Raw genomic sequence first — 23,692 nt, forward strand, 5'->3', positions numbered from 1 at the left:
GTTCACACGCGGTCTTCCAGAGCGTGACCGACCGGATTCAGCCGAGTGTGGCCAGGTCGCCTTCGGACAACTCGAGCGCGCCGGCGGCGACGTTCTCCTCCAGGTGCGCGACGCCGCCTGTGCCCGGGATGGCCAGCACGTTCGGCCCCTGGTGCAGGGTCCAGGCCAGCCGCACCTGGGCCGGGCTCACCCCGTGTTCCCGTGCCACCGCGGCCACCTGCTCGTTCTCGCTTCCGCCGGCGATGGCGAAGAACGGCACGAAAGCCACGCCCTGTTCGGCGCACAGCGTGATGAACTTGTCGTCCTCACGCCGTGTGGTGAGCCCGTACTGGTTCTGCACGCAGACCACGGGCGCGATCGTCTGCGCCTCTGCCAGGTGCTCCGGCGCCACGTTGGAAATCCCGAGATGCCGGATCAGCCCCTCCCGCTGGAGTTCGGCCAGCGCGCCGAAACGGTCCGCGAGCGACCCCGTGCCGCGCTCGAGCGCCTCGCCGATCCTGAGGTTGACCACGTCGAGGTGGTCGCGGCCGAGCTGGCGAAGGTTCTCCTCCACCTGGCCACGAAGCTGGTCCGGCCGGGCCGGGAGCAGCCAGTTACCCGACGGGTCGCGCCCGGGACCGACCTTGGTGGCGATCACCAGGTCCTCCGGGTAGGGACGGAGCGCTGAGTTGATGAGCTCGTTGGCCGCGCGGAGCGAACTGAAGTAGAACGCGGCGGTGTCGATGTGGTTGACGCCCAGTTCGACGGCGCGGCGGAGGACGGCGATGACCTGGTCACGGTCGCTCGGGCTGCCGTCCGCCTTCGCCATCAGGCGCATCGCGCCGTAGCCGAGGCGGTTGACGGTGAGGTCGCCGAGGGTCCAGGTGCCCGCCGCGGCGGCGCTGATCGTTTCGGTCATGTGCCAACCTTGCCGCGCGGCGGCGATCGGTGCCCCCGGTTGGCAACTTCCTGCCACACTGGCGATGTGAAGCTGGCCAGCGATGTCGCCGTGGTGCACGGTGAGGAGGAACTGTTCGCCCGCACCGCGCACCTGTTCGCGGGCGCCGAAGAGGTGATCTGCGCGGCGAACACCCTGAACACCTGGGCCGTGTCGCGACAACGGCGGGTCCCCAGCGGCGAGGCCACCGGGCGACGGGTGCGCAAGCTGTACCGGCCGGGGGTACTGCTGGAGCCGGGGCCCGCCGCGCACCTGCGCGAGTTGGAGCGGCTCGGCGCGGAGATCCGGATCACCCCGGACGAGATCAACGAGACGATCATCCTCGACCGGCGAACCGCGATCCTCGCCGGCGACCTGTCCTACGGCGAACGCAGCTTCAGTGTGGTCACGCGGCCAGAAGTGGTGCAGAGCGTACTGTCGCTGTTCAACGCCGCCTGGCGGGGCGGGACCCCGGTTTCCGCGTTCGACGCGGAATTCGCCGAAGTCCGCGCCCTGCTCCCGCGAATTCTCGACGCGCTCGCCTCCGGCTGCAAGGACGAGACCGCTGCCCGCACGCTCGGGCTCGGCCTGCGTACCTACCGCCGCCGCGTCGCCGAACTCATGTCCGCCCTCGGCGCGACGTCCCGCTTCCAGGCCGGTGCCCGCGCCCGCGAGCTCGGCCTGATCTGAGCAGGGCTCAGCGGCCTTGGGCGGCGACGCCGGCGACCGCCACTTCGGCGGCGTCAGGGTCGAGGTAGGCGCCGCCCGGGGTGACCGGCGTGAAGTCGGGTTTCAGGTCGTAGCGGAGCGGGATGCCGGTGGGGATGTTCAGGCCCACGATTTCTTCCTCCGAGATCCCGTCGAGGTGTTTGACCAGCGCGCGCAGCGAGTTGCCGTGCGCGGCGACCAGCACCGTCCGGCCCGCCCGCAGGTCCGGCACGATGGCGGAATCCCAGTACGGCAGGAGCCGCGCGACCACGTCCTTGAGGCACTCGGTCCGCGGGATCTCGTCGCCCAGCTCGGCGTAGCGCGGGTCGCCGTCCTGGCTGAATTCGCTGCCGGGCTCGATCGGCGGGGGCGGCACGTCGTAGGACCGGCGCCAGAGCATGAACTGCTCTTCGCCGAACTCGTCACGCACCTGCTTCTTGTTCTTGCCCTGCAGCGCGCCGTAGTGCCGCTCGTTGAGCCGCCAGTCGCGACGGACCGGGATCCAGTGCCGGTCGGCGACGTCGAGCGCGATGTTCGCGGTCGAGATGGCGCGCCGGAGCAGGGAGGTGTGCACCACGTCGGGCAGCAGGCCGGTTTCGGCGAGCAACTCGCCACCGCGCCGCGCCTCGGCCTCGCCCTGTTCCGACAGTGGCACGTCGACCCAGCCGGTGAACAGGTTCTCCGCATTCCACGTGCTCTGCCCGTGCCGCAGCAGCACGAGGGTCCCTAGTTCGGCCATGGCGCCAAGCCTGCCAGAAGGCTCCGGCGCGGGCACGACGGGCCAGGTCAAACGGGTGATCTACGGAAAGTGGGGCCTCGCGGGCGCGATGCTCACTCGACAGCGGAACAGGCCGCCAACAAGCCCGAGCGAAAGTGACACTTGCTGCGGTTAGTTAACTCGACAGTCAAAAATCACTCGATTGGAGTATTCAGTAGTCTTGTGATTACTGGAGGAAATCTGGGAAGTTGGCTACGTCCCGCGAAGCTGGAAAGCACGCACTCCCCAGCGGTCGCGGGGTACGACCGCAGCTCGTCTCCCCCCTGCCGGGCTGCGGCCCCGCCGGCCCCGTTGGCACTCCCCCTCGCCACCGGGTCCACACAGCGGCGGGAGCGTCAGCGGGGCGGCCTGAGTTCGCGACTCCCCCTCCCTCAGGCCGCCCCGCCTTCATCCGGAGCGCTTCGCTCTCTACGCCTTCCGCGGCGAGACGGCACTATGTTGGGGGCCGAGCCCCCCATACCCCGCGCGATGCGAGCTCCCACCCTGGCGAGCGCTGGGCACGTTGCCGTTGAACCAGCGCCGGATGACGTAGACCAGGGCGATTAGCTGGATCAGCTGGAGCTGCGTGCATGTGGGTTGGACCGACGGCGGTATGTGCAGGCGCGCCGGAACGGAGGACGCGGATCAGGGCTGTTGGCAGGATCAACTGGAGCTGCGTACGTGTCGTTTGGACCAGCGGCGGTACGCGTAGAGCAGGGCGGTGAACGGGATGCCCAGGATTGCCACGAAGGGGAGGATGGCGCCCAGGAAATTCAGTAGGGTTTTGCCGAAAGCTTGGAAGGCGTGCCAGCCGGAGGCCAGACCGACGAGGAAACCGCTTTCCGGGTCGGGCGCGGCGGCGGGGGTCGGCGTGATGGTCAGAGCCAGTGGGGACATGGCAACCTGGGCGGAGAGTGCGTCTTGTCTGGCTTCCAGGGATTCCAAATCGGATTCTCGGGTGGTCAGCTGGGATTCGATGGACGTGATGTCCGCGATGCTGGTGGCCCTGCCCAGCAGGGTGCGGATCCGGTCGACGCTTTCGCGGGCGTTCGCCAGGCGTGCGTTGACGTCCACGACCTGATCGGTGACGTCCTGGGCGGTTTGCTGAGTGTTGGTCACGTGACCCAGAGCGGACAGTCGGGTTATCACGTTGTCGAGGCGATCGCTGGGGACCATCACGGTCAGCGATGCCAGTGTCCGGTCGGTGTGTTCCGAGCCCGAGTAGCCGCCGGCGGTGGATGCGATCTGGCGGGCCTGGTCGGCGGCCGCCGTCACATTCGCGGCGGTCAGGGTCAGCTGGGCGGTACGCGCCAGCTGACGGGATTGGGGAGCGAGGGGGACGGCGGCTTCCGCCTTGCCCTGTGAACCTTGCGAGTCGGCTTGCGGGCCGGACTGTGAGAGGCCGGGTGCGGCGGGAGTGGGAGCGCGCATGTCCGTTCCGCTTGACGGCGACACGCCGGTGCAGGCGCCCGCCAGGGCGAGTAGGGCGGCTCCGGTCAGCAGGGCCGGCAACAGATGTCTCACGGTCGTCTCCCTCCAGTGATGGCCGGAAGACGAGCAGGGCGATCAGTTGGGTTGCACCTCGCCGGTCACTGTTCGGTCAAGGAGCCCGGCTCGTGCGGCTCGCCCGGTTCGACGAGATGTTTGAAGGCCTCGAGATTGGCCAGCGACTCGCCCCGGGAGACCCGCCAGTCCCACTCTCGCCTGATGGAAGTGGCGAAGCCCAGTTCCAGCAGGGTGTTGAAGTCGTTGTCGGCCGCGTCGAGCACCTGGCCGAGGATCTTGTCCAGTTCGGACTCCGTGATGGCGTCCAAGCCGAGCCTGCCGGCCAGGTAAATGTCTCCCAAAGCGTCCACAGTGTAGTGCACCGCGTAGAGCTTCGCGTTGCGGCGCAACAGGAAACGGTAGACCTGTTCGTGTTCTTCGTCGGGCCGGCGGCATACGAAGGCTTCGACGGCGAAGGCGTGTTCGCCGATGATCAGCCAGCAGTTCGTTTGCAGCTTCTTGGTTCCGGGCAAAGTGACGAAATACCGGCCGTCGCCCTTCTTGTCGTACTTCAGCCCAGCGTTGTCCAAACTGGATTCAACAACGTCCGCGAGACTCAAGCTGTCCCCTCCGCGACTTTGCGCGCGACCGCGTTGTGGTCACCTTGGTTACCGACACAGAGCGGCTCAAACCGCCACCCCCGAGCGCAGGGCGGAGAAGGAGTTCGATGCCGCCGCGTACGTTTTCAGGAGGGCGTCCGTGGTGCGACTCCAGGAAAAGCGGTGCGCGTGCCGCACGGCGTTCGCGGCCAGTTCCGCCCGGCGCTCCGGCCGCAGCGCCACCGTCGCCAGTGCCGCCGACCAGTCCTCCGCCGTATGCGAAGGCACCAGCAGCCCGGACGCACCGTGCGCGACGGCGACCGGCAGGCCGCCGACCTCCGCCGCGACGACCGGCGTGCCGCACGCCTGCGCCTCCAGCGCCACCAGCCCGAAGGACTCGTTGTAACTCGGCACCGCCACCACGTCCGCGGCCCGGTAGACCTCCGCCAGCACCTCACCCGGCTGCGGCGGCAGGAACCGCGTCTGTTGCTCGATACCCAGTGTCACCGCCAGTTCCCGCAAGGCCTGCGGCTGCTCCAAGCCGGTCCCGGACGGCCCGCCGACCACCAGCACCACCAGCCGGTCGCCCAGTCCGGGCTGTGCTGTCGCGAGCATCCGCGCGGCCGCGTGCAGCAGCACGTCGGGCGCCTTCAACGGCTGGATACGGCCGGCGAACGCGAGTACGACGGCATCGCGTGGCAGGCCAAGCTTGTCGCGCGCCGCGGCCTGCGACCCGGGCGTGAACCGGTTGAGGTCGACGCCAGGCGACACGGTGTGCACGGTGCGCGGCTCCGCCGAGTACAGGTTCACCAGCTGACGCGCCTCGACGGGGGTGTTCGCGACCAGGCAGTCGGCCTCGGCGACGACCTGCTCCTCACCGATCACCCGGGTGCGCGGTTCGGGCTTGTCCCCATCGGCCAACGCGGCGTTCTTCACCTTCGCCAGCGTGTGCGCGGTGTGCACGAGCGGGACGCCCCAGCGGTCCCTGGCCAGCCACCCGACCTGCCCGGAAAGCCAGTAGTGCGAGTGGATCAGGTCGTAGTAGCCGGGCTCGTGGAACGCCTCCGCCCGCAGCACGCCCGAGGTGAACGCGCACAGCTGCGCGGGCAGTTCGTCACGGGCCAGCGGCTCGAACGGGCCGGCCGGGATGTGCCGCACCAGCACGCCGGGGGCGAGTTCGGCGACCGGGGGCTGCTCGGAGGACGTCGCCCTGGTGAAAACCTCCACGCTGATCCCCCGCCGAGCCATCTCGACGGCGGTATGCGTGATGTAGACATTCATGCCACCGGCGTCACCGGTGCCGGGTTGCTCGAGCGGCGAGGTGTGCACGGACAGCACCGCGACTCTGCGCGGCCATAGCGTCGTGATCCGTCGAGAACCGCGCGGCGAGATCGTCACTTGAGTTCACTCCTGAGGTACTCCGGCGTCCGCCAAGACCTAACGCCTGCGGGCCCCCGCAATCTTCCCAAGCGGTCAGGCGGAGGAGCCGGCACCCCAGCGCCGGCTACTGGAGCGTCGACTTCGCCTTCCAGGTCGGCCAGTCCACCAGCCAGTCCATCACATCCGAGTTGACCGGTGAGCCCAGGCGGGATCCGCTGACCTCCACCGGGTCTCCGATCAGGGCCGAGTCGAAGAAGTCCTTCGCGTCGGCCTCCAGCAGGTTGACGCAGCCGTGCGAGTTGTTGGTCCGCCCGATCGCGGCCGCGTTGTCCTGGTTTTCGTGGATGAACTCGCCGTGGTTGGAGAACCGGCAGGCCCACTTCTTGTTGACGTTGGTGTAGCCGTAGCGGGCGTTGTCGAAGACCGCGTGCGGCTCCCTGGTCATGATGATGAAGGTGCCGTTGGGCGTGTTGCGGTCGATGTCGGAGTCCAGGCCGTTGCTGCACGGGTAGCTCTTGTACAGCGCGCCGTTACGGTAGACGTTCATCTTGTGGTCGGGGGTGTGGATCTTGACGACCTGGTTGCGGCCGATGGTGAACTTCGTGGTCACGTCGGCCTTCGGGTACGCGCCGCCGCCGAGGTCGACCCCGTAGAGCCTCGCGCCCACGGTGATGGTGACGCCGGCCGGCCAGTACTCCTTCGGCCGGAAGTCCACCTGCCGGTCGGACAACCAGCCCCAGGATCCCTCCACCGGCTTGGACGTCTCCAGGGTGAGTGCCTTCTCCACCGCGGCCTTGTTCTTCACGTCGCCGGTGAACTTGACGCTGATCGGCATCGCGACGCCGACCTGCGCGTTGTCCGCCGGGTTGAGCGTGACGCGGACCTGCTGGGCCGGCTTGACCGTGATGAAGGTGCCGTTCAACTGGGTCTGCTTGTTGTCGGTGCCGTTCGCGGTGGCCGCGTAGGTGTACGTCCTGTCGTAACCGAGAGCCTCGGTACTGGTCCAGACCGTGCGGCCGGCGTCGAAGGCGCCCTCGACCGCCTTGCCTTCCGAATTGGTGACCTTGACGTCGGTCAGCGTGCCCTCGGCGACCTTGATGGTGATCGGCTGGCGCACGGGCACGTCCTTGGTGTCGACCGCGGGCTCGGCCGTGATTTTCGCCACCGGCCGCGCGGGAGCCGCCGGGCCGTCCTGCCCACCGCCGTTGGTCGTGCCGCCGCTGTCGCTACAGGCCACCGCCAGCAGCGCGGCACTGGAAGCGACCCCGGCTCGGACCACCGTCCGTCTGTCGATCACGCTCAACCTCCACCCCGAACAACGAAGTTCGCCTACTGCGAGTATGTGTGCATGACCAAGCAAACCGCTGTGATCACCGGTGCCAGCGCGGGTATCGGCGAGGCGACCGCCCGGGCGCTGGCCCAGTCCGGCTTCCACGTCGTGCTCGGCGCCCGGCGCCTCGACCGCCTGGAGAAGCTGGCAGCCGAATTGTCCGGAACCGCACACCTTCTGGACGTCACCGACCCCAGCTCGGTTGCCGCGTTCGTCCAGCGAGTTCCACAATGCCACGTCCTTGTCAACAACGCCGGGGGCGCGCGGGGTCTCGAACGTGTCATTGACGCCGATGAGCGGCACTGGCACTGGATGTGGGAGGTCAACGTCCTCGGCACGCTCCGGATGACCAAGGCGTTGCTGCCCAAACTGATCGAATCCGGTGACGGCCACGTGATCACCGTGACATCGATCGCGGGATACGAGGTGTACGACGGGGGTTCGGGCTACACCTCGGCCAAGCACGCGCAGTCGGCACTGCACCGCACGTTGCGGTCCGAGCACCTGGGCGATCCGGTGCGGATCACCGAGATCGTGCCGGGCATGGTGGAAACCGATTTCTCCGCCAACCGCTTCGACGGGGACACCGAGCGCGCGGCCGCCGTCTACCAGGGACTGACCCCGCTCACCGCCGAGGACGTGGCCGACGTGATCGCCTTCGCGGCCACTCGCCCGTCGCATGTGAATCTGGACACGATCGTGCTCAAGCCACGCGCCCAGTACAGCGCTTCCCGGGCGCACCGCGAGTGAGTTACCACACGCAGTTGATCAGGAGCGGCTCCGGAACGAGAGTGACACCAAAGCGCGCGTAGACGCCGTCGCGGACTTCCCTGGCGAGGGTGAGCAGGTCCGCCGTGGTCGCCGACCCCCGGTTGGTCAGGGCGAGGGTGTGCTTGTGGGACAACGAAACCCGGCCGCCGGGCCCCGGGTAGCCTTTGGCGAACCCAGCGTGCTCGATGAGCCACGCCGCCGACAGTTTCACCCCGCCGTCGGCCGGGTACCGCGGAGCGTCCGCGGGCATCCCCTCGACGGTTTCGGGCACCACGATCGGGTTGGTGAAAAAGGAGCCGGCGCTCCACGTGTCGTGGTCCAGCGGATCCAGCACCATGCCCTTGCCCCGGCGCAGTTCCAGTACGGCCTCGCGAACTCGCGCCGCGGGCACTCGCGCACCCGGTTCGACGCCGAGCTTTCGAGCCAGTTCGGCGTAGCGGATCGGCGCGGACAGGCCATCCTCACGCAGCGCGAACCGCACGCTCAGCACGATTCCCCAGTCGGCCCCCTTGAGCACGCTGGTGCGGTAGGCGAAGCCGAGCTCCTTCGCGGTCGCCGTGTGAACCTCGCCGGTACGCCGGTCGAAGCACTCGATCGAGGTCAGCAGGTCCGCCACCTCACACCCGTACGCGCCGACGTTCTGGATCGGCGTCGCGCCGACCGAACCCGGGATGCCCGACAGGCACTCCAGCCCGCCGAACCCGGCGTCGACCATGGCCGCGACGAATTCGTCCCAGTTCTGGCCGGCGGCCACGTCGACCTGGCCGCCGTCAATCCGCCAGCCGTGGGTCGCGATCTTCACCACGGTGCCGGAGAACCCGCTGTCGCCCACGACGAGGTTCGACCCACCGCCGAGCAGGAGCACCCGGTCCTCGGCCCCGCGCACCGCGGACAGCAGGTCGGCGGTGGACTCCGCGACGACGAACGCGCGCGCCGGCCCGCCGAGCCGGAGGGTGGTGTGCTCGGCCAGAACGGTCCGGGTTTCGACAGGGGTCACGGGGAGAAACGGTAGAACAAGGTCCGTCCCCGCTCCCTTACCCCCGCGCTCATCCGCTCGAGGACGCGCCAGGTGAAGTAATGTTTGGCTTCATGGCACTCCGTATCGAGCACCGGGCCAGGTTCGACCAGGACATCGCCGAGGTGTTCAAGGCCGTGTCCGACGAGGACGCGTGGCGGGCACGGCTGGACGCGATCGGCGGCCCGAACGCCCGGATCGAGTCGTACTCCCAGTCCGGCGACCAGTGGCGGTTCGTGCTCTACCAGGGCGTGAGCGCCGAGAAGCTGCCGGCGTTCGTGCGGGCACTGTATCCCGGCGACCTGGTCGTCGAGCGTGAGCAGACCTGGGAAAAGGCCGACGAGGGGTATACCGGCACCGTGACCGCCACCGTCAGTGGCATCCCGGGTCAGATCACCGCGCGCACAGAACTTTCCACCAAAAGTGGCGAGACCGTCCTGAGTACCGACGGTGAGGTCAAGATCCGCATCCCGCTGGTCGGCGGCAAGGTCGAGGGTTTCGTGGCCGATCAGGTCACCAGGTTGCTGCAGAGCGAGGCCGAGTACACCGCGCGGTGGCTCGCCGATCGGTGACGCGCACGGCCGTGGGCTCCCCCACCAGGGGGACGACCAATCCGAACCGTCTCCGCCGGGTCGATCGCTGGCTCACCGGCGCTCCCGAAGTGTGGGCGCTGCTCCGGCGGACTCCCGACCCCCTGGTGGTGGACCTGGGGTACGGCGCTTCCGGAATCACCACCATCGAGCTGGCCGAACGGCTCGGCGAGGTCCATCCCGGCGTCCGGGTGCTCGGGCTGGAACTCGACCCCGATCGCGTGGCCGTCGCCCGGCCCGCCGCCGACCCGCCCCGGCTGGACTTCCGCCGGGGCGGTTTCGAGCTGGCCGGCACCCGGCCGGTGCTGGTTCGCGCGTTCAACGTGCTGCGCCAGTACGGCGAGGACGAGGTGCCCGGGGCGTGGCGGCTCGTGCTCGACCGGCTCGCGCCCGGTGGGCTGCTGGTGGACGGCACCTGTGACGAGATCGGGCGGCTCGGCTCGTGGGTCACCCTGGCCGCGGACGGACCGCGGAGCCTCACCCTGTCCTACCGGCTGAAGTCGCTGGAACGTCCGTCCATTGTGGCCGAACGACTGCCGAAAGCGCTGATCCACCGGAACGTGCCCGGCGAGCGGGTGCACGAGTTCCTGTCTGTTCTGGACAAGTGCTGGGCGGCCGCCGCGCCGCAGGGGGCGTTCGGTGTGCGGTTTCGGTGGCGGGAAGCCGTGCGCATGCTCACCACGCTCGGCTGGCCGTTTCTCGACGGTCCGCGCCGCTGGAGGCTCGGTGAGCTGACCGTCCCTTGGCACAGCGTCGCGCCGCGGTAAATAGGGCCAACCCGCCAAAAAGGTGGAGGCGGCAGCTAAGGGCATACCCGGAGTTATCCCTGGAACCGGCCGGAATTCCTGGTGCGGCACCGATTCCCGCCCGACGATCGACGCATGACGGCAACCCGTACCGGAAACAGCTGTATCGCCACTTCTCACCTCGGCTCCGGAAGTCGTGCGCGCCCGTATCGAGCTGCGGAAACGTTTCTTCGCGGACGAATTCGGCGCGGCCGAGGACGCCGACGAATTCGACGATATCTGTGATCACCTCGCGGTGCTCGCGGATGGTGAGGTGGTCGGCACCTGTCGGATACTGCCGCCGGAGGCCGGAACCCGGCTCTATTCGCGGGGCGAATTCGCGCTCGCGCCACTGCGGCCCGCGCTCGCCGAGATCGGCCGGTCCTGCGTGCACCCGGAGCATCGCACCGGCGCGGTGATCAACCTCATGTGGACCACAATGGCCCGCCATGTGTTCGCCGCCGGGCATCGCCACCTCGCCGGGTGCGCTTCGGTCTCGCTCGCCGACAGAGGTTTCGCCGCGGCGAACACCTGGGAACTGATCCGGCCGAAACACCTTCGCCGCCCGGACTGCGCGTCCGGCCGCACCGGCCATGGGCGCCGCTCCCCGCCGGCTCTCCCAGTTACGCACTCGTCCCGCCGCTGCTGCGCGGCTGTCTCCGCTCGGCGCCTGGGTCCGCGGGCCGCCGGCCCACGATCCCGCTGTCCTTCGACCAGATCGGCGAGCGTTACCGCCGCTACTTCTTCGGAGACGGCGAATGAATCTGTGGGCCGTCTGTTCACCCTGTACACCGCGCTGTGTCACCCGCGCGCGACCTCCGGTGACCAGAATTCAGGTTGTGCGGCGACGGGCGGCGGTGGCCTCGGGTCTGGCCCGCGTGTCGCGGCTCGAACCGGGTTTGGCGGCACGGCAGGTGCTTTCGGCACTGGAAGTCGAGGTGACGGTGAACTCTCCGCTCCGCCTGCCGGGTGAGCGCGGCGCCCTGATCGTGGCGAACCACGTGTCCTGGCTGGGCATCATCGCTCTCCAGGCCTTGGCACCGGTCGGCTTCCTCGCCAAGGTGAACTGCGGCGATGGCCGGTGATCGGCGCGCTCGCGGCCAGGCACGGCACGCGGTTCATCGACCGTGGGCAGCTGCGGGGACTGCCGGCGATCGTCCACGATCTCGCCGGGGCGTTGCGTTCCGGCCGATCGATCGCGGTCTTGCCCGAGGGCACGACCTGGTGCGACGGAGCGGGCCACGACGGTGGGCGGTTCCGCCGGGCGACGTTCCAGGCCGCGCTCGACGCCGGCGCGCCGATCCAGCCGGTGACAATCGAATACTTCCAGGGCGCAAAGCCCGGCACGGTCACCGCGTTCGTCGGGAACGACACGCTGCTGGCCTCCCTGCGGAGGGTGGTGCGGGCCCGCGACCTGCGCATCCAGATCACCGCCCAGCCCGCCCTGAATCCCGTGGAAGACCGGCGCGAACTCGCGGCACGGGCACCGGCGAGCATCCGCCAGGTCGCGCATGTTTGATCTGCTGAACGAGATCACCGAAGTCCTCCGGGGCACGCTCGGTTCGCCGTGGCTGTGGCTGATCGTCTTCGCGGTCGCCGGCCTCGACGCGCTCCTGCCGTTCATGCCGAGCGAGACGACCGTGGTCACGGTGGCCGTGCTGCTCGGTCCGGACCTGAAGAGGCTGACACTGCTCGCCGTAATCGCGACAGCGGGGGCGTGGGCCGGCGACTGCGTGTCCTACCGGATCGGCCGCCGCGCCGGGCCGGCGATGCTGACCAGCCTCCAGCGCCGCAACCGCGAGCGCTACGAGTGGGCGCGGGCCAGGGTCGAAGCGCACAACACGCTGCTGATCATCGCCGCGCGGTACCTGCCCGGCGGGCGGGTGGCCAGCGGGCTCGCGACCGGCAGCATGGGCGTCTCCTGGCCACGGTTCGCGCTGCTCGACCTGCTCGGCTCAGGAATCTGGGCGGTGTACAGCGCGTGTGTCGGCATGATCGGCGGCGCGAGCTTCGCCGACGAGCCGGGCAAGGGCCTGCTGCTGTCATTCGCGATCGGATTGCTGATGGTCGGCGTCCTCGCCTTGCTCAGGCGATTACGCTCACGTCATGCAGCACGAACAGTTCGTATCCGCGATCCGGAGCCAGTGCGCCGCCCTGCGCTCCGCGGCGATCGAGGCGGGGCCTGAGGCCGATGTGCCCACGTGTCCGGGGTGGACCGTCCAGGGGCTGGTCGCCCACCTGGCAAGAGTGCAGTCCTGGGTGCGTGCGGCACTGCGGGACCCGACCGAGCAGGACCTCGCCGCCGCCCGCCCGCCCGAGCACTGGGACGACCTGCTGACCTGGTGGGACGAGCAGTTGAACGGTCTACTCGAGGGCGTCGCCGATCCGTCCGCGCCCGCCTGGCTCCCGTTCGACCGGGCGCCACAGACCGCCCGCTCCTGGGCACGGCGGCAGGCGCACGAGGCGGCCATCCACCGGCTGGACGCCGAGCACGCCCGCGCGGGCAGCGCGGATCCGAACTCGGTGCCGGCCCTGCTGTTCGAGCCCGGATTCGCCGCGGACGGCGTCGAAGAGCTGATCTACTGGGTAGTGTCGTCGCTGGCCGGATGGAAGGCGTCGAACGTCTCGGGCACGGTCCTCCTGCACGCCGCCGACGCCGGCCAGACCTGGACCGTGCGGGTCGAACCCGGCGCCCCGCCGAAGGCGGAACCCGACGGGCTAGCGGTCGACGTGACGGTCGAGGGCACGGCGGACGCGGTGTACCGGCGGCTGTGGGGCCGGCCGAGCCACGCTTCCGTCACCGGTGAGGTCGGAGTGCTGGAACCGCTACGAGCGCCGTGAGTCAAGATGGCAGGGTGCCCGAGCGACGTTATGTGATCACCTTCGGCTGTCCCGACAGGACCGGCATCATCGCCAGGGTCGCGTCCTTCCTCGCCGATGCCGGCGGCTGGATCGTCGAGGCGGCCTACCACACCGATCCGGACACCAACTGGTTCTTCACCCGCCAGGAGGTCCGGGCCGACTCCCTGCCCTTCGACGCCGACGAGTTGCGCGCGCGGTTCGCCGAGGTCGCCGCCTCCCTGTCCGCGGAGTCGAACTGGCAGGTCGAGGACACCGGAGTCCGGCGGCGGGCGGTGATCCTCGTGTCGAGGGAGGGCCACTGCCTCTACGACCTGCTCGGCCGGGTCGCTTCGGGCGAACTCGACGTGGACGTGCGCGCGGTGATCGGTAACCACGAAAATCTCGCCGACATCACGCGCGCGCATGGCATCCCGTTCCACCATGTGCGTTTCACCGAGGACAAGGGCGCGGCGTTCGACCAGGTGCGCAAGCTGGTCGCCGTGCACCAACCCCACGCGATCGTGCTGGCCCGGTTCATGCAGATCCTGCCGCCGGAACTGTGCACGGAGTGGGCCGGGCGAGCGATCAACATCCACCACAGCTTCCTGCCCTCGTTCGTCGGCGCGCGGCCCTATCACCAGGCCCACCACCGCGGCGTCAAGCTGATCGGCGCCACCTGCCACTACGTCACCGCGGACCTGGACGCCGGGCCCATCATCGAGCAGGACGTGATCCGGGTCGACCACGGCGACTCCGTGCACGACCTGGTGCGCAAGGGCCGCGACATCGAAAAGATCATTCTCGCCCGCGGCCTGCGCTGGCATCTGGAAAACCGGGTCCTCGTGCACGGAAACCGCACCGTCGTGTTCTAGGACCGACCCCTCTCAACGGAGGCGCCGCGTGCTCGCTGTCTAGAACACCGCCCAGACCGCCGCGATGAGCACGAGGTAGCTCCCGATCACGGTCCAGATGACCCGGGTCCGGCGGCTCTCCGGCCAGTCCGTGAACCGCAGCAGCCAGGCCAGCGCGGGGACGAGGAGGATCGCGTGCATGGTCACCGCGTGCACGGGCTTGAGCCCACCGGCGGTGGTGTAGGCGAGTTGCGGATCGCCGCCACGCGAGAGGGTGACGCCGTCCGCGATCATGACCGCGCCGACGGCGAGCGCGCCCATCAGCACCACCAGACCGAACCGCAACGCCAGCAACATGCTCGGCGCGAGCCCGCTCGTCCCGCGCAACGCGGCGATGGTGAAGCCGATCACGGTCGCGATGATCACCGCGCCACCCCCGGCGAGGGTCATCGACACGGCCGAGTCGAAGCCCGTCTCGAAGTTGAAATGCGACGGCACACCGCGCCAGACCTGCATCGTGACCAGCGCGACCTCGACCACGCTGGTTGCCGTGAACGCGCCGAGGAGCACATTGCGTGTGCGGCGCCGCAGTTGGAGGAACGACGTCGCCCAGGCCAGGGTCGCCAGCGTCAGCCCGAAGGAAAGGCCGAACGTCATCGCCTTCCGATAGGACAACGGGCCTTCCCAGGTCGTGCCGGAAACGACCAGTACCCCGAGGTGCACGAGGCCGCTGGCGAACAGGACGGCGGCCACCAAATACGCGATGCGTTCCACTGGGCGCCCGGTCCGTATCCGGGCGAGGGATTCCTGTGCGAGCACTACCATGCCCTGATCCTGTCGCCGTCGTGACGCCAAGTCGTCGGACCAGATTCGTCTCTTCGCAGTACATCCTGCGCCGTATCCCGGCGTTAGTCTCCCGGACGAACGTGAATCGTTTTCCCGTCATGCCGATCGGACAGGGTGTGCGTATGAGGATCATGGTGGCGTTGGTGGCGCTGTTACTCCTGGTCAGCCCGCAGGCGGCGGCCGCGGGCACCGGCTCGCCAAAGCTGTCGCGGGCGACGACCGTCGGCGTACACAACACCTACGCCAAGGACGCCTACACCTATCTGGCCCAGTCTCTCGACGCCGGCACTTCCCTGGTGGAACTGGACGTGTGGGACGACGTCGTGAGCAAGCGGTGGCGGGTCAGCCACAGCAATCCGCTCGGCGACGACAACAACTGTGTGGCCGCCTCGACCGCCGCCGACCTCTACACCGGCAACCGGAACCAGAACCTTGGCTCCTGCCTGTCCGACATCAGGGTGTGGCTGGCCGCGCATCCCGGCGCGGGCCCGATCGTGATCAAGATCGAGATGAAGGCCGGGTTCGCCAACAACCTGGGGATGGGGCCGGACGAGTTCGACGCCTACCTCAAAGCCAATGCCGGTGACGCCGTGTTCCGACCCGCCGACCTGCTCGGCTCTTACTCCACTTTGGACAGTGCTGCGCGGGCGAACGCCTGGCCCTCCCGGAGCGCACTCACCGGAAAAATGATCATCGAGGTCATCCCCGGAACCTTCGAACTGGGCAATCCGACCGACAGCCTGCACACCGACGTCGAATACGCGACCTATCTGAAGGACCTGCACGCCGCGGGGAACATCGGCAGTGCGATGGCGTTCGCGAGTGTGCTGGGCGCCGCCTCCGGCGACCCACGAACGCAGTACTCCGACACCTCGATCCGCCCGTGGTTCGTGTTCTTCGACGGTGACGCCGGCAAGTACGTCGACGGCGGCATCGACACGTCGTGGTACGACACCAACCACTACTTCCTGATCATGACGGACGCGCACGGAGTTTCGCCGGCGATCTCCAACACCACCCCCACCGTTGACGAGGCGAGCGCTCGCGTGCGGTTGCTGGCCACTCACCACGCGAGCGTCGTCACCTCCGACTGGGCCACCCTGACCCCAGTCCTGTCTCTCGTCCTCCCCCGCGGCTGACTCAGAGACGGACGAGCATCTTGCCGGTGTTGCCCCCGGCGAGGAGGTCCAGGAAGGCCTGCGGCGCGTTCGCCAGGCCGTCGACAATGGTTTCCTCGTAACGCAGTTTGCCTTCCTTGACCAGCGGTGCCACCTCGGCCAGGAACCGTGGCTGCAGGTCGTTGTGGTCGCCGACGAGGAAACCGCGCATGGTCAGCCGCTGCTGGATCATCCTTATCAGGTTCCGCGGCCCGGGAGGCGGCTCGGCTGCGTTGTACTGGGAGATCATCCCGCAGATGGCGATGCGGCCGTTGAGGTTGGCCGCGGCGATCGCGGCCTCCAGGTGCTCACCGCCGACGTTGTCGAAGTAGACGTCGATGCCGTCGGGCGCGGCCTCCGCCAGCTGCGCCGCGACCGGGCCGTCCTTGTAGTTGAACGCGGCGTCGAAGCCGAGGTCGTCGATCAGGTGCTTGACCTTCGCCTCGGACCCGGCGCTGCCGATGACTCGCTTGGCCCCCTTCAACCGGGCGAGCTGGCCCACGACGGAGCCGACCGCGCCGGCCGCGCCGGACACGAAGACCGTGTCACCCTCCTTGAACTCGGCGACCCGCACCAATCCGGCGTAGGCGGTCAGGCCCGGCATGCCCAGTACGCCGAGATAGGTGGTCAGCGGCGCGGCCTCCGGATCCACGCGCGCGGCCTGCCCGGCGGGCACGATCCCGTGGGACCGCCAGCCCTTGAAGTGCAGCACCATGTCACCGGGCTGGAACGAGTCCGAATTGGACTCGACAACCTCGCCCATCGCGCCTCCGTCCATGACCTTGCCCACCTCGTACGGCGCGACGTACGACTTGGCGTCGTTCATCCGGCCTCGCATGTACGGGTCGAGGCTGAACACCAGGTTTCGCACCAGGAGCTCGCCCTCGCCCGGGACGGGCAGTTCGGTGTCCACAATGGAAAAGTTGGCCAGGGTCGGCCAGCCTTCGGGGCGTGAGGCCAGCCGGATTTCGCTCGCGGTCGTCAATGTGCTCACCAGTGAACTCCCATGGTCTGCTTCGGCACGGACAGGACGGGTTTCCCCCTCCCCGCGGGCCAACACCTAATTCGGGGGGCGCATTCCGCTTCGTGACGACCACTACAGGTGCGCCGAGGCGGAACTCACCCACCCGTCACGAAAGCCCGACTCACCCGTCACGAAAGCCCAACTCGCGCGACACGAAAGCCCAACTCACCCGTCACGGAAACCCGACTCGCGCGTCACGGAAACCCGACTCGCGGGTCGCGAAAGCCCGACTCACCCGACGCGGAAGCCGGACTCGCGGGGTGGGGAAGCCGGACTCGCGGGGTGGGTCAGGCGAGGTCGGACAGTTTGGCCAGGACGCCGTCGTAGATGCGCTTGAGGCCGGCCGGGGCGAACGTCTTCTCGAAGAAGCCGCCGATGCCGCCGGCTCCTTCCCAGCTCGTCTCGATTCGCACGAGGCTGCCGCCCCCGGCGGGCTGGACCGTCCACTTCGTGACCATGCTGGAGTTCGCGTCGGTCTCGACGAGGACACCGGACTGCGGCTCGGTCACCGTGGCCGCCACGTCGCGCACGCGCTTCGAAGTGGCCTGCAACTTCCACTTCGCCTCGGTGCCCGCGCCGACACCGCCTTCAACCACCTCATAGTCCCGGTAGTGCTCCGTGAGGATCTTCGGGCGGGTTTCCGAGTAGTCGGCCACGAGCGCCCGCACCTTGTCGACTGGCGCGTCGATAGTCCGTTCAGCCTGAGCATGAACCTTTGCCATGCTCGCGACTCTAATCCGTCTCTGTCCCACAACGTGCCCACGGGGTGCGGGCGCGTCAGCTGCGCAACCCCTGCTGCGACAGCCAGTCCTTGGCGACGTCGGCGACCGCGTCACCGTCGGCGTCCACGCGTTTGTTGAGGTCACGCAGCTGCTCGGTGGTGAGTTTGGCGCTGACCGCGTTCACCGTGGCCTGGAAGTCGGCGCCGCGTTCGTCGAGCACCTTCTTGTTCACCGCGGGCACGATGTTCTCGGTGGCGACGATGCCCAGGTCGTCCTGCAGGGCCGTGTATTCCGGATCCGCGGTGGGCGGGCTGACCGAGTCCACGGGGATCACCGTCACCGCGCCCGACTTCAGTTGCTGCAGACGGGGCCCGGCCTCCTGGACACTCTGGAAGGTGACGTTCAGCTTGTAGGTGTCACGGAATCCGACGAAGCAGTTCGCCCGCGTGCCGCACTCGGGCGGGCCGGCGAGCACCACACTGGGCAGCTTCTTCAGGTCGCTGATCTTGGTCAGGCCCTGCGCCCTCGCCAGGTCGGACTTGACGATGTAGGTGTTCTTGTTCTCCGCCGGCGCGTAGTCCAGCAGCGCGATACCCGACGGCGCGAACAGTTCCGCGAGCTTGGCGTGCTCGGAATTGGCGTCCTTCGGCGCCTGCTCGTTGAATCCGCTGCTGATCGCCGCGCCCTGGTACTCCGGGATGAACTGCAGCTCACCGGACTTCAGCGAGGGGTAGACCAGCTCCCGTGAGCCGATGTTGAACTTCCGGGTGACCGGATATCCCTTGGCCTCCAGTGCCTGCGCGTACAACTCGGCGAGGATCTGGCTGTCGGTGAAGTTGAACGACGCCACCACGATCGGATCGCCGCCCTTGCCCGGCGCGGCCGACTGCCCGCCGCCACCGCCGCACGCGGCCAGCCCCAGAACCACGGTCGCGAGCATCGCCCCGACCGTCAAGCCTCGTGTCCAGCGCACCGATCCGCCTCCCTTTCTCGATGATGAGCCACCCTAACGGCAACCACCGACAGAAACCACGATGTGGAACGGAGCCTATGCTGTGCGGGTGCCTGGGGTAGTGCTGGCCGAGGCAAGTCGGCCATTGTTCGAGTGGCGCTGGGTGCAGCGCAACGCGGACAGCATCCTGCGACGGCTCGGTGAGCACCTGTCGCTGACCGCGACCGCGCTGCTGACCGGGTTGATCGTGTCGGCGGCGCTGGCGGTGCTCTCGTTGCGGTGGCGCTGGTTCTATTCGCTCTCGCTGGCCGGCGCCGGCGCACTGTACGTGATCCCCAGCCTCGGTGCGTTCGCCCTGCTCGTACCGTTCTTCGGGCTTTCGTTCACCACCGCGGTCATCCCGCTGGCGACCTACACCCTGCTGATCCTGCTGCGCAACATCGTCACCGGGATCGAGCAGGTGCCCACGGAGGTCCGGGAGGCGGCGATCGGGCTGGGCTTCACCCGGACCAGGCTCTTGCTGCGCGTGGAGCTGCCGCTCGCCCTTCCGGTGGTCATCGCGGGGCTGCGGGTCGCGGCGGTCACCACGATCGGGCTGGTGACGGTCACCTCGATGCTCGGCATGGGCGGACTGGGGTTCTTCATCCGGCAGGGCATCCAGACCACCACCCCCAACCCGACCGCGATCATCGTCGGGGTCGGCTTGTCCATCGTGCTGGCCGTGGTGGTGGACCTGGCGCTGTGGCTCTCGGAACGGGCGCTCGCGCCGTGGGCCAGGAAGGTGCGCGCGTGAGTGTCTGGGACCAGACCAGGGACTGGCTCACCCAGCCGAACCGGTGGAGCTGGAGCGACCCGGCGGGCATCCCCTACCGGACGCTGGAACACCTGGGCTTTTCCGCGCTTTCCCTGGCGGTGGCGGCGGTTCTGACGATCCCGCCCGCGATGTGGCTCGCGCACTACCGCAAGGGCGCGCTCCTGGCGAGCAGCGTGGTGAACATCGGACGGGCGATCCCGAGTTTCGGGTTGATCATCCTGGTCTGGTACCTGGCGAGCCGGTGGGAGCTGAACACGTCCTTCTGGCCGCTGCTGGTGTCGCTGGTCGCGTTGGCGCTGCCACCGCTGTTCACCAACGCCTACGCGGGCGTGGTCTCGGTCGACGCCGAAACGGTGGACGCCGCGCGCGGCACCGGATTCACCGAAGGCCGGATCATGCGCTCCATCGAACTCCCGCTGGCACTGCCGGTGATGCTGGCCGGCGCGCGGGTCGCGTTCCTGCAGCTCATCGCCACCGTGGCGATCGGCGCGATCGTCAACGACGGCGGCGGTCTCGGCCGATACATCGTGGACGGGTTCGCGCAGGGCGCCGGTGGTTACGGCGAGATCCTCGGCGGCGGGATCGCGGTGGTCGTGCTCGCGCTGCTGTGCGAAGGCGCGTTCGGCCTGATCACGCGGTTCGCCGTGCCGAAGGGGCTGGCCGCGCAAGCACGAGCCACGCGGTAAGCGCTTCCTTGTTTCGTCAGACCGGCCTGGCGAGGCCCTCCATGACCTCGGCGCCGGGGAGGGAGGCCAGCAGGGCCCCGGTCACCAGGAGCTTGCCGCCCCGGATCCCGCTGCCGATCACCAGCTCGGGCGAGTCGGCCACGGCCTGGTCGATCAGGATCGGCCAGTCGGCGGGCAGGCCGACCGGGGTGATTCCGCCGTAGGCCATGCCGGTGAGCCCGACGGCCTCGTCCATCGGCGCGAACGACGCCTTGCGCACGTCCAGCCGCCGCCGGATGACACCGTTGACGTCGGCACGGGCGGTGGCGAGCACGAGAGCGGCGGCGTACCGGAGTTCCCCGGCGCGCTTGCCCGACACAACCACACAGTTCGCCGACGCCGACAGTGGTGACGAATACGCCTCGCAGAAGGCCGCGGTGTCCGCCAGCCCGGGGTCGATCTCCACCACCCCGAGGTCGGACTCGCCGAGCATGGCAAGAGCCTTCACCACGGGCTCCGCGAGCAGGTCCGCGCGCTGCGCCGCGGGCTCGACGGCCAGGGTTCCGGCGATGGTCCAGTTCCGCATGTCCGCGAGACTAGCCGTGGTGTGACAGGTGGCCGCTACCAGTTCTTCCCGCCGCGCTGGACTTCGATCAGCTTCGGCCGGACGTCCACGATGTACACCAGCACCGCCACTATCCCGGCCAGCCAGAACAGTGTGCCCGGCCGGTGTGTGCCGAATCCGAACAGTCCCATCGCCACCGTGCCCGCCGCGGTGATGCCCAGCCAGAACGGCTTGGTCTTGCGGTCGGCCGCGGTGAACGCGTCGGAACGCTGCGTCAGGGCGTGCACGAACGCGAAGACACCGGCCAGGGTCCCTGCCCAGCTGATGACCAGCTCGATCCACGCTGCGATCCACGCCACGCCTACAGCCTACGTCCCTTCCGCACGGTCAACCCCTCCACTGCGACCAGCATGCCACGGAGGGCTCGCCCTGCGCACCCGTGCGAGGACGAGCCCGTTCGAGGCGATCCGAGCGACTACTTGGCGCTCGTGGTGCCGCCGGACGGCTTCCTGGTCGCGGCCGAAGTACGGCGTGTGCTGGCCGCGGTGCGCGCGGGCGACGTCTTCGGGGCGGTCTTCACGGGAGACGGCGCGGCCGCCTTCTCCTCCTCGATCTTGTCCGCCGCCGCGTCAGCGGCCTCGGCCACCTTCTCACCGCCGACGCGGGTCTTCTTGGAGATGGTGCCCAGTACCTCTTCGACCTTGTCGCGAGCCTCGGCGCTCACCTCGCCGACGCGATCCTGCGCGGTGTGCAGCACGTCCTCGACCTGCTTGAACACGTCCTTGACCCGCGGCTCGGCGAGGAACTTGTCCCAGGCCTGCTCGCCGGTCTCGGCCAGCTTGTTGTACAGCTTGAGCGCGGCCTCGGTGTAGTCGTCGATGACCCTGCGCAGCTCGGCCGGGTCGAGTTTCTCGCGGAGGGTGGTCACCTCGCTGGGCAACTCCTCGATGTTCTTGCGCGCGACCTCGCTGGTCTCGGTGACGCGCTCCTTGGCCTTGGCGACGCCGTCGACGACGGCCTGGGTGGCCAGGTTGCCGGCGCCGAGCGCGGCGAGCAGCGGGGTACGAAGCTGCTCGGCGGCGTTACTCACGGCCTTGCGCACTTCCTCGGTCCTGGTGGTCATGATCACTCCCTGGGTTGGCTTCGGTGCCGTTCATGGCGGTGTTCTCGCGTCGGAAGGATTCGTACACGTCGAGCAGAATCTGCTTCTGCCGCTCGGTGAGCTCGGCGGCCGCGCGAATCGCTTCCGGCACCGGGCCGCCGGACGGCAGGTCGAGAATCCCGGCCTGCACGTACAGCGCCTCGGCGGAGATCCGCAGCCCCTTGGCGATCTGCTGGAGGATCTCCGCGCTGGGCTTGCGAACCCCACGCTCGATCTGGCTCAAGTACGGATTGGACACTCCGGCGAGCTTCGACAGCTGCCGCAACGAGATCTTCGCGTTGCTGCGTTGCTGCCGGATGTACTCGCCGATGCCGGAAGCGAGGTGACCGACCTTTTCGATCGGTCCCGCTTGGTTGTCTTCTTCGGCCACCTTGGCTCATCCCCTCCCGACAACACCGACGGTACGCGCCACTGCTAGCTTTTGCAAGCACATGGCTTGCATCGATCGGGTGTGATCTGGATTACCCTGGGCACATGCAGAGTCCCGGACGCCAGCGGCGGCGACTGGTGGAGGCCATGCTCCGGGACGGCGCCCTGGCGGACCCGGCCTGGATCTCGGCGTTCCGCCAGGTCCCGCGACATGCCTTCGTGCCGAGGTTCTTCGCGCCGACGGACCGGCACTGGACGGCCGTCCACCGCGGCGACACCGACTGGCTCGCTCGCGTCTATTCCGACAACGTCCTGGTGACGCAACTGGACGACGACCCGTCCCGCTGGGCGACCGCGCGCCGCGACGGCCCCGTGCCCGGCACGCCGACCTGCTCGTCGAGCATGCCGACCATCATGGCGATCATGCTCGAGGAACTGCTCGTCGGCAACGGGAACCACGTGCTCGAGATCGGCACGGGTACGGGCTACAACGCCGCGCTGCTCTGCCACCGCCTCGGCTCCGCATGTGTGTCCACAGTAGACATCGACGCGGATCTGGTACGGGCGGCGAAGATCCGGCTCGCCACCTGTGGTTACCACCCGGCCTGCGCGGTGGGCGACGGCGTGAAGGGGTTTCCGGACAACGCGCCGTACCAGCGCGTGCTGAGCACCTGTGCGGTGTCGGCCATCCCGGCCGCGTGGCTGGAGCAGACGGCGCCGGGTGGTTTCATCGTCACCACGCTGAACCGGCCGATCGGGGCAGGTCTGGTGCGTATCGAGGTCGGTGCGGGCGCGGTCGGCCAAGGCCGGGTACTCGCCAGGGACGGCCGCTTCATGCCGCTGCGCGCGCACCGCGTCGCCGACCCCGACGGCCTGGTCACCGCCATTCACCGTGACCACGGCTCGCCACGCCGGACCCACCTGCCGATCCGCGAAGTACTCGATCCGTCGCACCCGTTCGAGTTTTTCGCCGGCCTGGCCCTGCCCGAGGTCTCCGCGGCGCTCGACCCGGCCCAACCGAGCGTGGCCTTCCTCGTGCACGCGGACGGCTCCTGGACCAGACACCAGTCGCGCGACGGCGAGCATCTGGTGACGCAGGGCGGGCCGCGGCGGCTGTGGGACCTGGTGGAGACGGCTTACCAGGAGTGGCTGGCGCTGGGCGCGCCCAGCCGGGACCGGTTCGGCATCACGGTGTCCCCGGATCGCCAGGTGCTCTGGCTCGATTCGCCCGGCTCACCTCATCGCTGGCCGCTCGCGAGTGCTCGAACCTGATCACCGGCGAGACCTCCGCCTCGCCTTCCGCGACCAGGAAAGAGAAGTAGCCGGGGCGGGTGACATACGGCGCCGGATGACGCGGTCGGCGGCGTCCCGCGGGTAGGCCACAGTGG

At 68.8% G+C, this 23,692-nt stretch carries 28 protein-coding genes and 1 pseudogene; 14 read left to right on the plus strand and 15 right to left on the minus strand.

The annotated features are described in order from the left end of the window. Window positions 1–37: 37 nt before the first annotated feature. On the minus strand, window positions 38–898 hold the full coding sequence (locus tag VJT49_RS25355) for an oxidoreductase (protein WP_324167425.1): 861 nt from the start codon (window positions 896–898) through the stop codon (window positions 38–40). Between the two features lie 66 nt (window positions 899–964). On the opposite strand from VJT49_RS25355, the gene VJT49_RS25360 reads away from it, so the two are divergent. Then, window positions 965–1,606, plus strand: coding sequence for a DNA-binding response regulator (locus VJT49_RS25360; RefSeq protein WP_324167426.1), 642 nt, complete (start codon window positions 965–967; stop codon window positions 1,604–1,606). Window positions 1,607–1,613: 7 nt separating this feature from the next. On the opposite strand, the gene VJT49_RS25365 is transcribed toward VJT49_RS25360, so the two are convergent. The 5 genes from VJT49_RS25365 to VJT49_RS25385 form a co-directional block, all read right to left on the minus strand. Further along, window positions 1,614–2,363: a phosphoglyceromutase gene (locus tag VJT49_RS25365; protein ID WP_324167427.1), complete on the minus strand. Its 750-nt coding sequence runs from the start codon at window positions 2,361–2,363 to the stop codon at window positions 1,614–1,616. A 681-nt stretch (window positions 2,364–3,044) separates the two neighbouring features. Next, window positions 3,045–3,893, minus strand: coding sequence for a DUF4349 domain-containing protein (locus VJT49_RS25370; RefSeq protein WP_324167428.1), 849 nt, complete (start codon window positions 3,891–3,893; stop codon window positions 3,045–3,047). Window positions 3,894–3,970: 77 nt separating this feature from the next. Beyond that, a complete protein-coding gene (locus VJT49_RS25375; protein WP_324167429.1) occupies window positions 3,971–4,486 on the minus strand; it encodes a YbjN domain-containing protein in 516 nt (171 codons plus the stop codon). A gap of 66 nt (window positions 4,487–4,552) precedes the next feature. Beyond that, window positions 4,553–5,857, minus strand: a complete 1,305-nt coding sequence (gene mshA / locus VJT49_RS25380; RefSeq protein WP_324167487.1) for a D-inositol-3-phosphate glycosyltransferase — start codon at window positions 5,855–5,857, stop codon at window positions 4,553–4,555. A 112-nt stretch (window positions 5,858–5,969) separates the two neighbouring features. Next, the gene (locus VJT49_RS25385; RefSeq protein ID WP_324167430.1) at window positions 5,970–7,142 is read right to left on the minus strand and encodes a L,D-transpeptidase; all 1,173 of its coding nucleotides are present in this window, start codon (window positions 7,140–7,142) and stop codon (window positions 5,970–5,972) included. Window positions 7,143–7,193: 51 nt separating this feature from the next. Between VJT49_RS25385 and VJT49_RS25390 the strand changes: the two genes are divergently transcribed. Further along, window positions 7,194–7,925 (plus strand): SDR family oxidoreductase, encoded by a 732-nt coding sequence (locus VJT49_RS25390; RefSeq protein WP_324167431.1) that lies wholly within the window; start codon window positions 7,194–7,196, stop codon window positions 7,923–7,925. 1 nt (window position 7,926) lies between these two features. On the opposite strand, the gene VJT49_RS25395 is transcribed toward VJT49_RS25390, so the two are convergent. Further along, complete coding sequence (locus VJT49_RS25395; protein ID WP_324167432.1) at window positions 7,927–8,943, minus strand: UDP-N-acetylmuramate dehydrogenase; 1,017 nt, start codon at window positions 8,941–8,943, stop codon at window positions 7,927–7,929. A 92-nt stretch (window positions 8,944–9,035) separates the two neighbouring features. On the opposite strand from VJT49_RS25395, the gene VJT49_RS25400 reads away from it, so the two are divergent. The 8 genes and pseudogenes from VJT49_RS25400 to purU all read left to right on the plus strand — a co-directional run bounded on the left by VJT49_RS25400 (window position 9,036) and on the right by purU (window position 14,049). After that, window positions 9,036–9,533, plus strand: coding sequence for a DUF2505 domain-containing protein (locus VJT49_RS25400; RefSeq protein WP_324167433.1), 498 nt, complete (start codon window positions 9,036–9,038; stop codon window positions 9,531–9,533). Further along, window positions 9,530–10,318 (plus strand): class I SAM-dependent methyltransferase, encoded by a 789-nt coding sequence (locus tag VJT49_RS25405; protein WP_414636091.1) that lies wholly within the window; start codon window positions 9,530–9,532, stop codon window positions 10,316–10,318. Before VJT49_RS25400 ends, VJT49_RS25405 begins: the two co-directional genes overlap by 4 nt. A 175-nt stretch (window positions 10,319–10,493) precedes the next feature. Continuing rightward, window positions 10,494–10,709 (plus strand): annotated as a pseudogene (locus VJT49_RS25410) (GNAT family N-acetyltransferase); the annotation flags it as partial. A 466-nt stretch (window positions 10,710–11,175) separates the two neighbouring features. Continuing rightward, window positions 11,176–11,421 (plus strand): hypothetical protein, encoded by a 246-nt coding sequence (locus tag VJT49_RS25415; RefSeq protein ID WP_324167490.1) that lies wholly within the window; start codon window positions 11,176–11,178, stop codon window positions 11,419–11,421. Continuing rightward, window positions 11,418–11,855: a 1-acyl-sn-glycerol-3-phosphate acyltransferase gene (locus VJT49_RS25420; protein WP_324167436.1), complete on the plus strand. Its 438-nt coding sequence runs from the start codon at window positions 11,418–11,420 to the stop codon at window positions 11,853–11,855. The genes VJT49_RS25415 and VJT49_RS25420 overlap by 4 nt, the downstream gene beginning before the upstream one ends. Next, window positions 11,848–12,522, plus strand: coding sequence for a DedA family protein (locus VJT49_RS25425; RefSeq protein WP_324167437.1), 675 nt, complete (start codon window positions 11,848–11,850; stop codon window positions 12,520–12,522). The genes VJT49_RS25420 and VJT49_RS25425 overlap by 8 nt, the downstream gene beginning before the upstream one ends. After that, a complete protein-coding gene (locus VJT49_RS25430; RefSeq protein WP_324167438.1) occupies window positions 12,443–13,177 on the plus strand; it encodes a maleylpyruvate isomerase family mycothiol-dependent enzyme in 735 nt (244 codons plus the stop codon). The genes VJT49_RS25425 and VJT49_RS25430 overlap by 80 nt, the downstream gene beginning before the upstream one ends. Before the next feature lie 14 nt (window positions 13,178–13,191). Continuing rightward, window positions 13,192–14,049 (plus strand): formyltetrahydrofolate deformylase, encoded by an 858-nt coding sequence (gene purU, locus VJT49_RS25435; protein ID WP_324167439.1) that lies wholly within the window; start codon window positions 13,192–13,194, stop codon window positions 14,047–14,049. A 39-nt stretch (window positions 14,050–14,088) separates the two neighbouring features. Here purU and VJT49_RS25440 read toward each other — a convergent pair whose 3' ends face one another. Continuing rightward, on the minus strand, window positions 14,089–14,853 hold the full coding sequence (locus VJT49_RS25440; RefSeq protein ID WP_324167440.1) for a hypothetical protein: 765 nt from the start codon (window positions 14,851–14,853) through the stop codon (window positions 14,089–14,091). A 143-nt stretch (window positions 14,854–14,996) separates the two neighbouring features. On the opposite strand from VJT49_RS25440, the gene VJT49_RS25445 reads away from it, so the two are divergent. Next, window positions 14,997–16,013, plus strand: coding sequence for a phosphatidylinositol-specific phospholipase C domain-containing protein (locus VJT49_RS25445; RefSeq protein WP_324167441.1), 1,017 nt, complete (start codon window positions 14,997–14,999; stop codon window positions 16,011–16,013). A 1-nt stretch (window position 16,014) separates the two neighbouring features. Here VJT49_RS25445 and VJT49_RS25450 read toward each other — a convergent pair whose 3' ends face one another. The 3 genes from VJT49_RS25450 to VJT49_RS25460 form a co-directional block, all read right to left on the minus strand. Beyond that, window positions 16,015–17,016, minus strand: coding sequence for an NADP-dependent oxidoreductase (locus VJT49_RS25450; RefSeq protein ID WP_324167488.1), 1,002 nt, complete (start codon window positions 17,014–17,016; stop codon window positions 16,015–16,017). Between the two features lie 326 nt (window positions 17,017–17,342). Further along, the gene (locus VJT49_RS25455) at window positions 17,343–17,777 is read right to left on the minus strand and encodes an SRPBCC family protein (protein WP_324167442.1); all 435 of its coding nucleotides are present in this window, start codon (window positions 17,775–17,777) and stop codon (window positions 17,343–17,345) included. A 55-nt stretch (window positions 17,778–17,832) separates the two neighbouring features. Continuing rightward, entirely contained in the window at window positions 17,833–18,750 is a 918-nt protein-coding gene (locus tag VJT49_RS25460) for an ABC transporter substrate-binding protein (RefSeq protein ID WP_324167443.1), read from the minus strand. Window positions 18,751–18,838: 88 nt separating this feature from the next. On the opposite strand from VJT49_RS25460, the gene VJT49_RS25465 reads away from it, so the two are divergent. Then, on the plus strand, window positions 18,839–19,522 hold the full coding sequence (locus VJT49_RS25465; protein ID WP_414636092.1) for an ABC transporter permease: 684 nt from the start codon (window positions 18,839–18,841) through the stop codon (window positions 19,520–19,522). Next, entirely contained in the window at window positions 19,498–20,229 is a 732-nt protein-coding gene (locus VJT49_RS25470) for an ABC transporter permease (RefSeq protein WP_324167445.1), read from the plus strand. Before VJT49_RS25465 ends, VJT49_RS25470 begins: the two co-directional genes overlap by 25 nt. A gap of 16 nt (window positions 20,230–20,245) precedes the next feature. Here the strand turns inward: VJT49_RS25470 and VJT49_RS25475 are convergent, their stop codons facing one another. The 4 genes from VJT49_RS25475 to VJT49_RS25490 form a co-directional block, all read right to left on the minus strand. Continuing rightward, window positions 20,246–20,794 carry a YbaK/EbsC family protein gene (locus tag VJT49_RS25475; RefSeq protein WP_324167446.1) on the minus strand — a complete coding sequence of 183 codons (549 nt, stop codon included), beginning with the start codon at window positions 20,792–20,794 and terminating at the stop codon, window positions 20,246–20,248. 35 nt (window positions 20,795–20,829) lie between these two features. Beyond that, on the minus strand, window positions 20,830–21,132 hold the full coding sequence (locus VJT49_RS25480; protein ID WP_324167447.1) for a DUF2516 family protein: 303 nt from the start codon (window positions 21,130–21,132) through the stop codon (window positions 20,830–20,832). Window positions 21,133–21,248: 116 nt separating this feature from the next. Next, a complete protein-coding gene (locus tag VJT49_RS25485; RefSeq protein WP_324167448.1) occupies window positions 21,249–21,896 on the minus strand; it encodes a hypothetical protein in 648 nt (215 codons plus the stop codon). Continuing rightward, window positions 21,856–22,275: a helix-turn-helix transcriptional regulator gene (locus VJT49_RS25490; protein ID WP_324167489.1), complete on the minus strand. Its 420-nt coding sequence runs from the start codon at window positions 22,273–22,275 to the stop codon at window positions 21,856–21,858. The genes VJT49_RS25485 and VJT49_RS25490 overlap by 41 nt, the downstream gene beginning before the upstream one ends. 134 nt (window positions 22,276–22,409) lie before the next feature. Between VJT49_RS25490 and tgmC the strand changes: the two genes are divergently transcribed. Then, the gene (tgmC, locus tag VJT49_RS25495; RefSeq protein ID WP_324167449.1) at window positions 22,410–23,576 is read left to right on the plus strand and encodes an ATP-grasp peptide maturase system methyltransferase; all 1,167 of its coding nucleotides are present in this window, start codon (window positions 22,410–22,412) and stop codon (window positions 23,574–23,576) included. The last annotated feature ends 116 nt before the right edge of the window (window positions 23,577–23,692 follow it).

It is taken from the genome of Amycolatopsis sp. (assembly GCF_035276945.1).
GTDB lineage: Bacteria > Actinomycetota > Actinomycetes > Mycobacteriales > Pseudonocardiaceae > Amycolatopsis_E.

Coding starts and splice junctions, on each gene's coding strand:
- VJT49_RS25355 (WP_324167425.1), bottom strand. CDS start 898: ATGACCGAAACGATCAGCGCCGCCGCGGCGGGCACCTGGACCCTCGGC.
- VJT49_RS25365 (WP_324167427.1), bottom strand. CDS start 2,363: ATGGCCGAACTAGGGACCCTCGTGCTGCTGCGGCACGGGCAGAGCACG.
- VJT49_RS25390 (WP_324167431.1), top strand. CDS start 7,194: ATGACCAAGCAAACCGCTGTGATCACCGGTGCCAGCGCGGGTATCGGC.
- VJT49_RS25400 (WP_324167433.1), top strand. CDS start 9,036: ATGGCACTCCGTATCGAGCACCGGGCCAGGTTCGACCAGGACATCGCC.
- VJT49_RS25425 (WP_324167437.1), top strand. CDS start 11,848: ATGTTTGATCTGCTGAACGAGATCACCGAAGTCCTCCGGGGCACGCTC.
- VJT49_RS25430 (WP_324167438.1), top strand. CDS start 12,443: ATGCAGCACGAACAGTTCGTATCCGCGATCCGGAGCCAGTGCGCCGCC.
- VJT49_RS25440 (WP_324167440.1), bottom strand. CDS start 14,853: ATGGTAGTGCTCGCACAGGAATCCCTCGCCCGGATACGGACCGGGCGC.
- VJT49_RS25445 (WP_324167441.1), top strand. CDS start 14,997: ATGAGGATCATGGTGGCGTTGGTGGCGCTGTTACTCCTGGTCAGCCCG.
- VJT49_RS25455 (WP_324167442.1), bottom strand. CDS start 17,777: ATGGCAAAGGTTCATGCTCAGGCTGAACGGACTATCGACGCGCCAGTC.
- VJT49_RS25475 (WP_324167446.1), bottom strand. CDS start 20,794: ATGCGGAACTGGACCATCGCCGGAACCCTGGCCGTCGAGCCCGCGGCG.
- VJT49_RS25485 (WP_324167448.1), bottom strand. CDS start 21,896: ATGACCACCAGGACCGAGGAAGTGCGCAAGGCCGTGAGTAACGCCGCC.
- tgmC (WP_324167449.1), top strand. CDS start 22,410: ATGCAGAGTCCCGGACGCCAGCGGCGGCGACTGGTGGAGGCCATGCTC.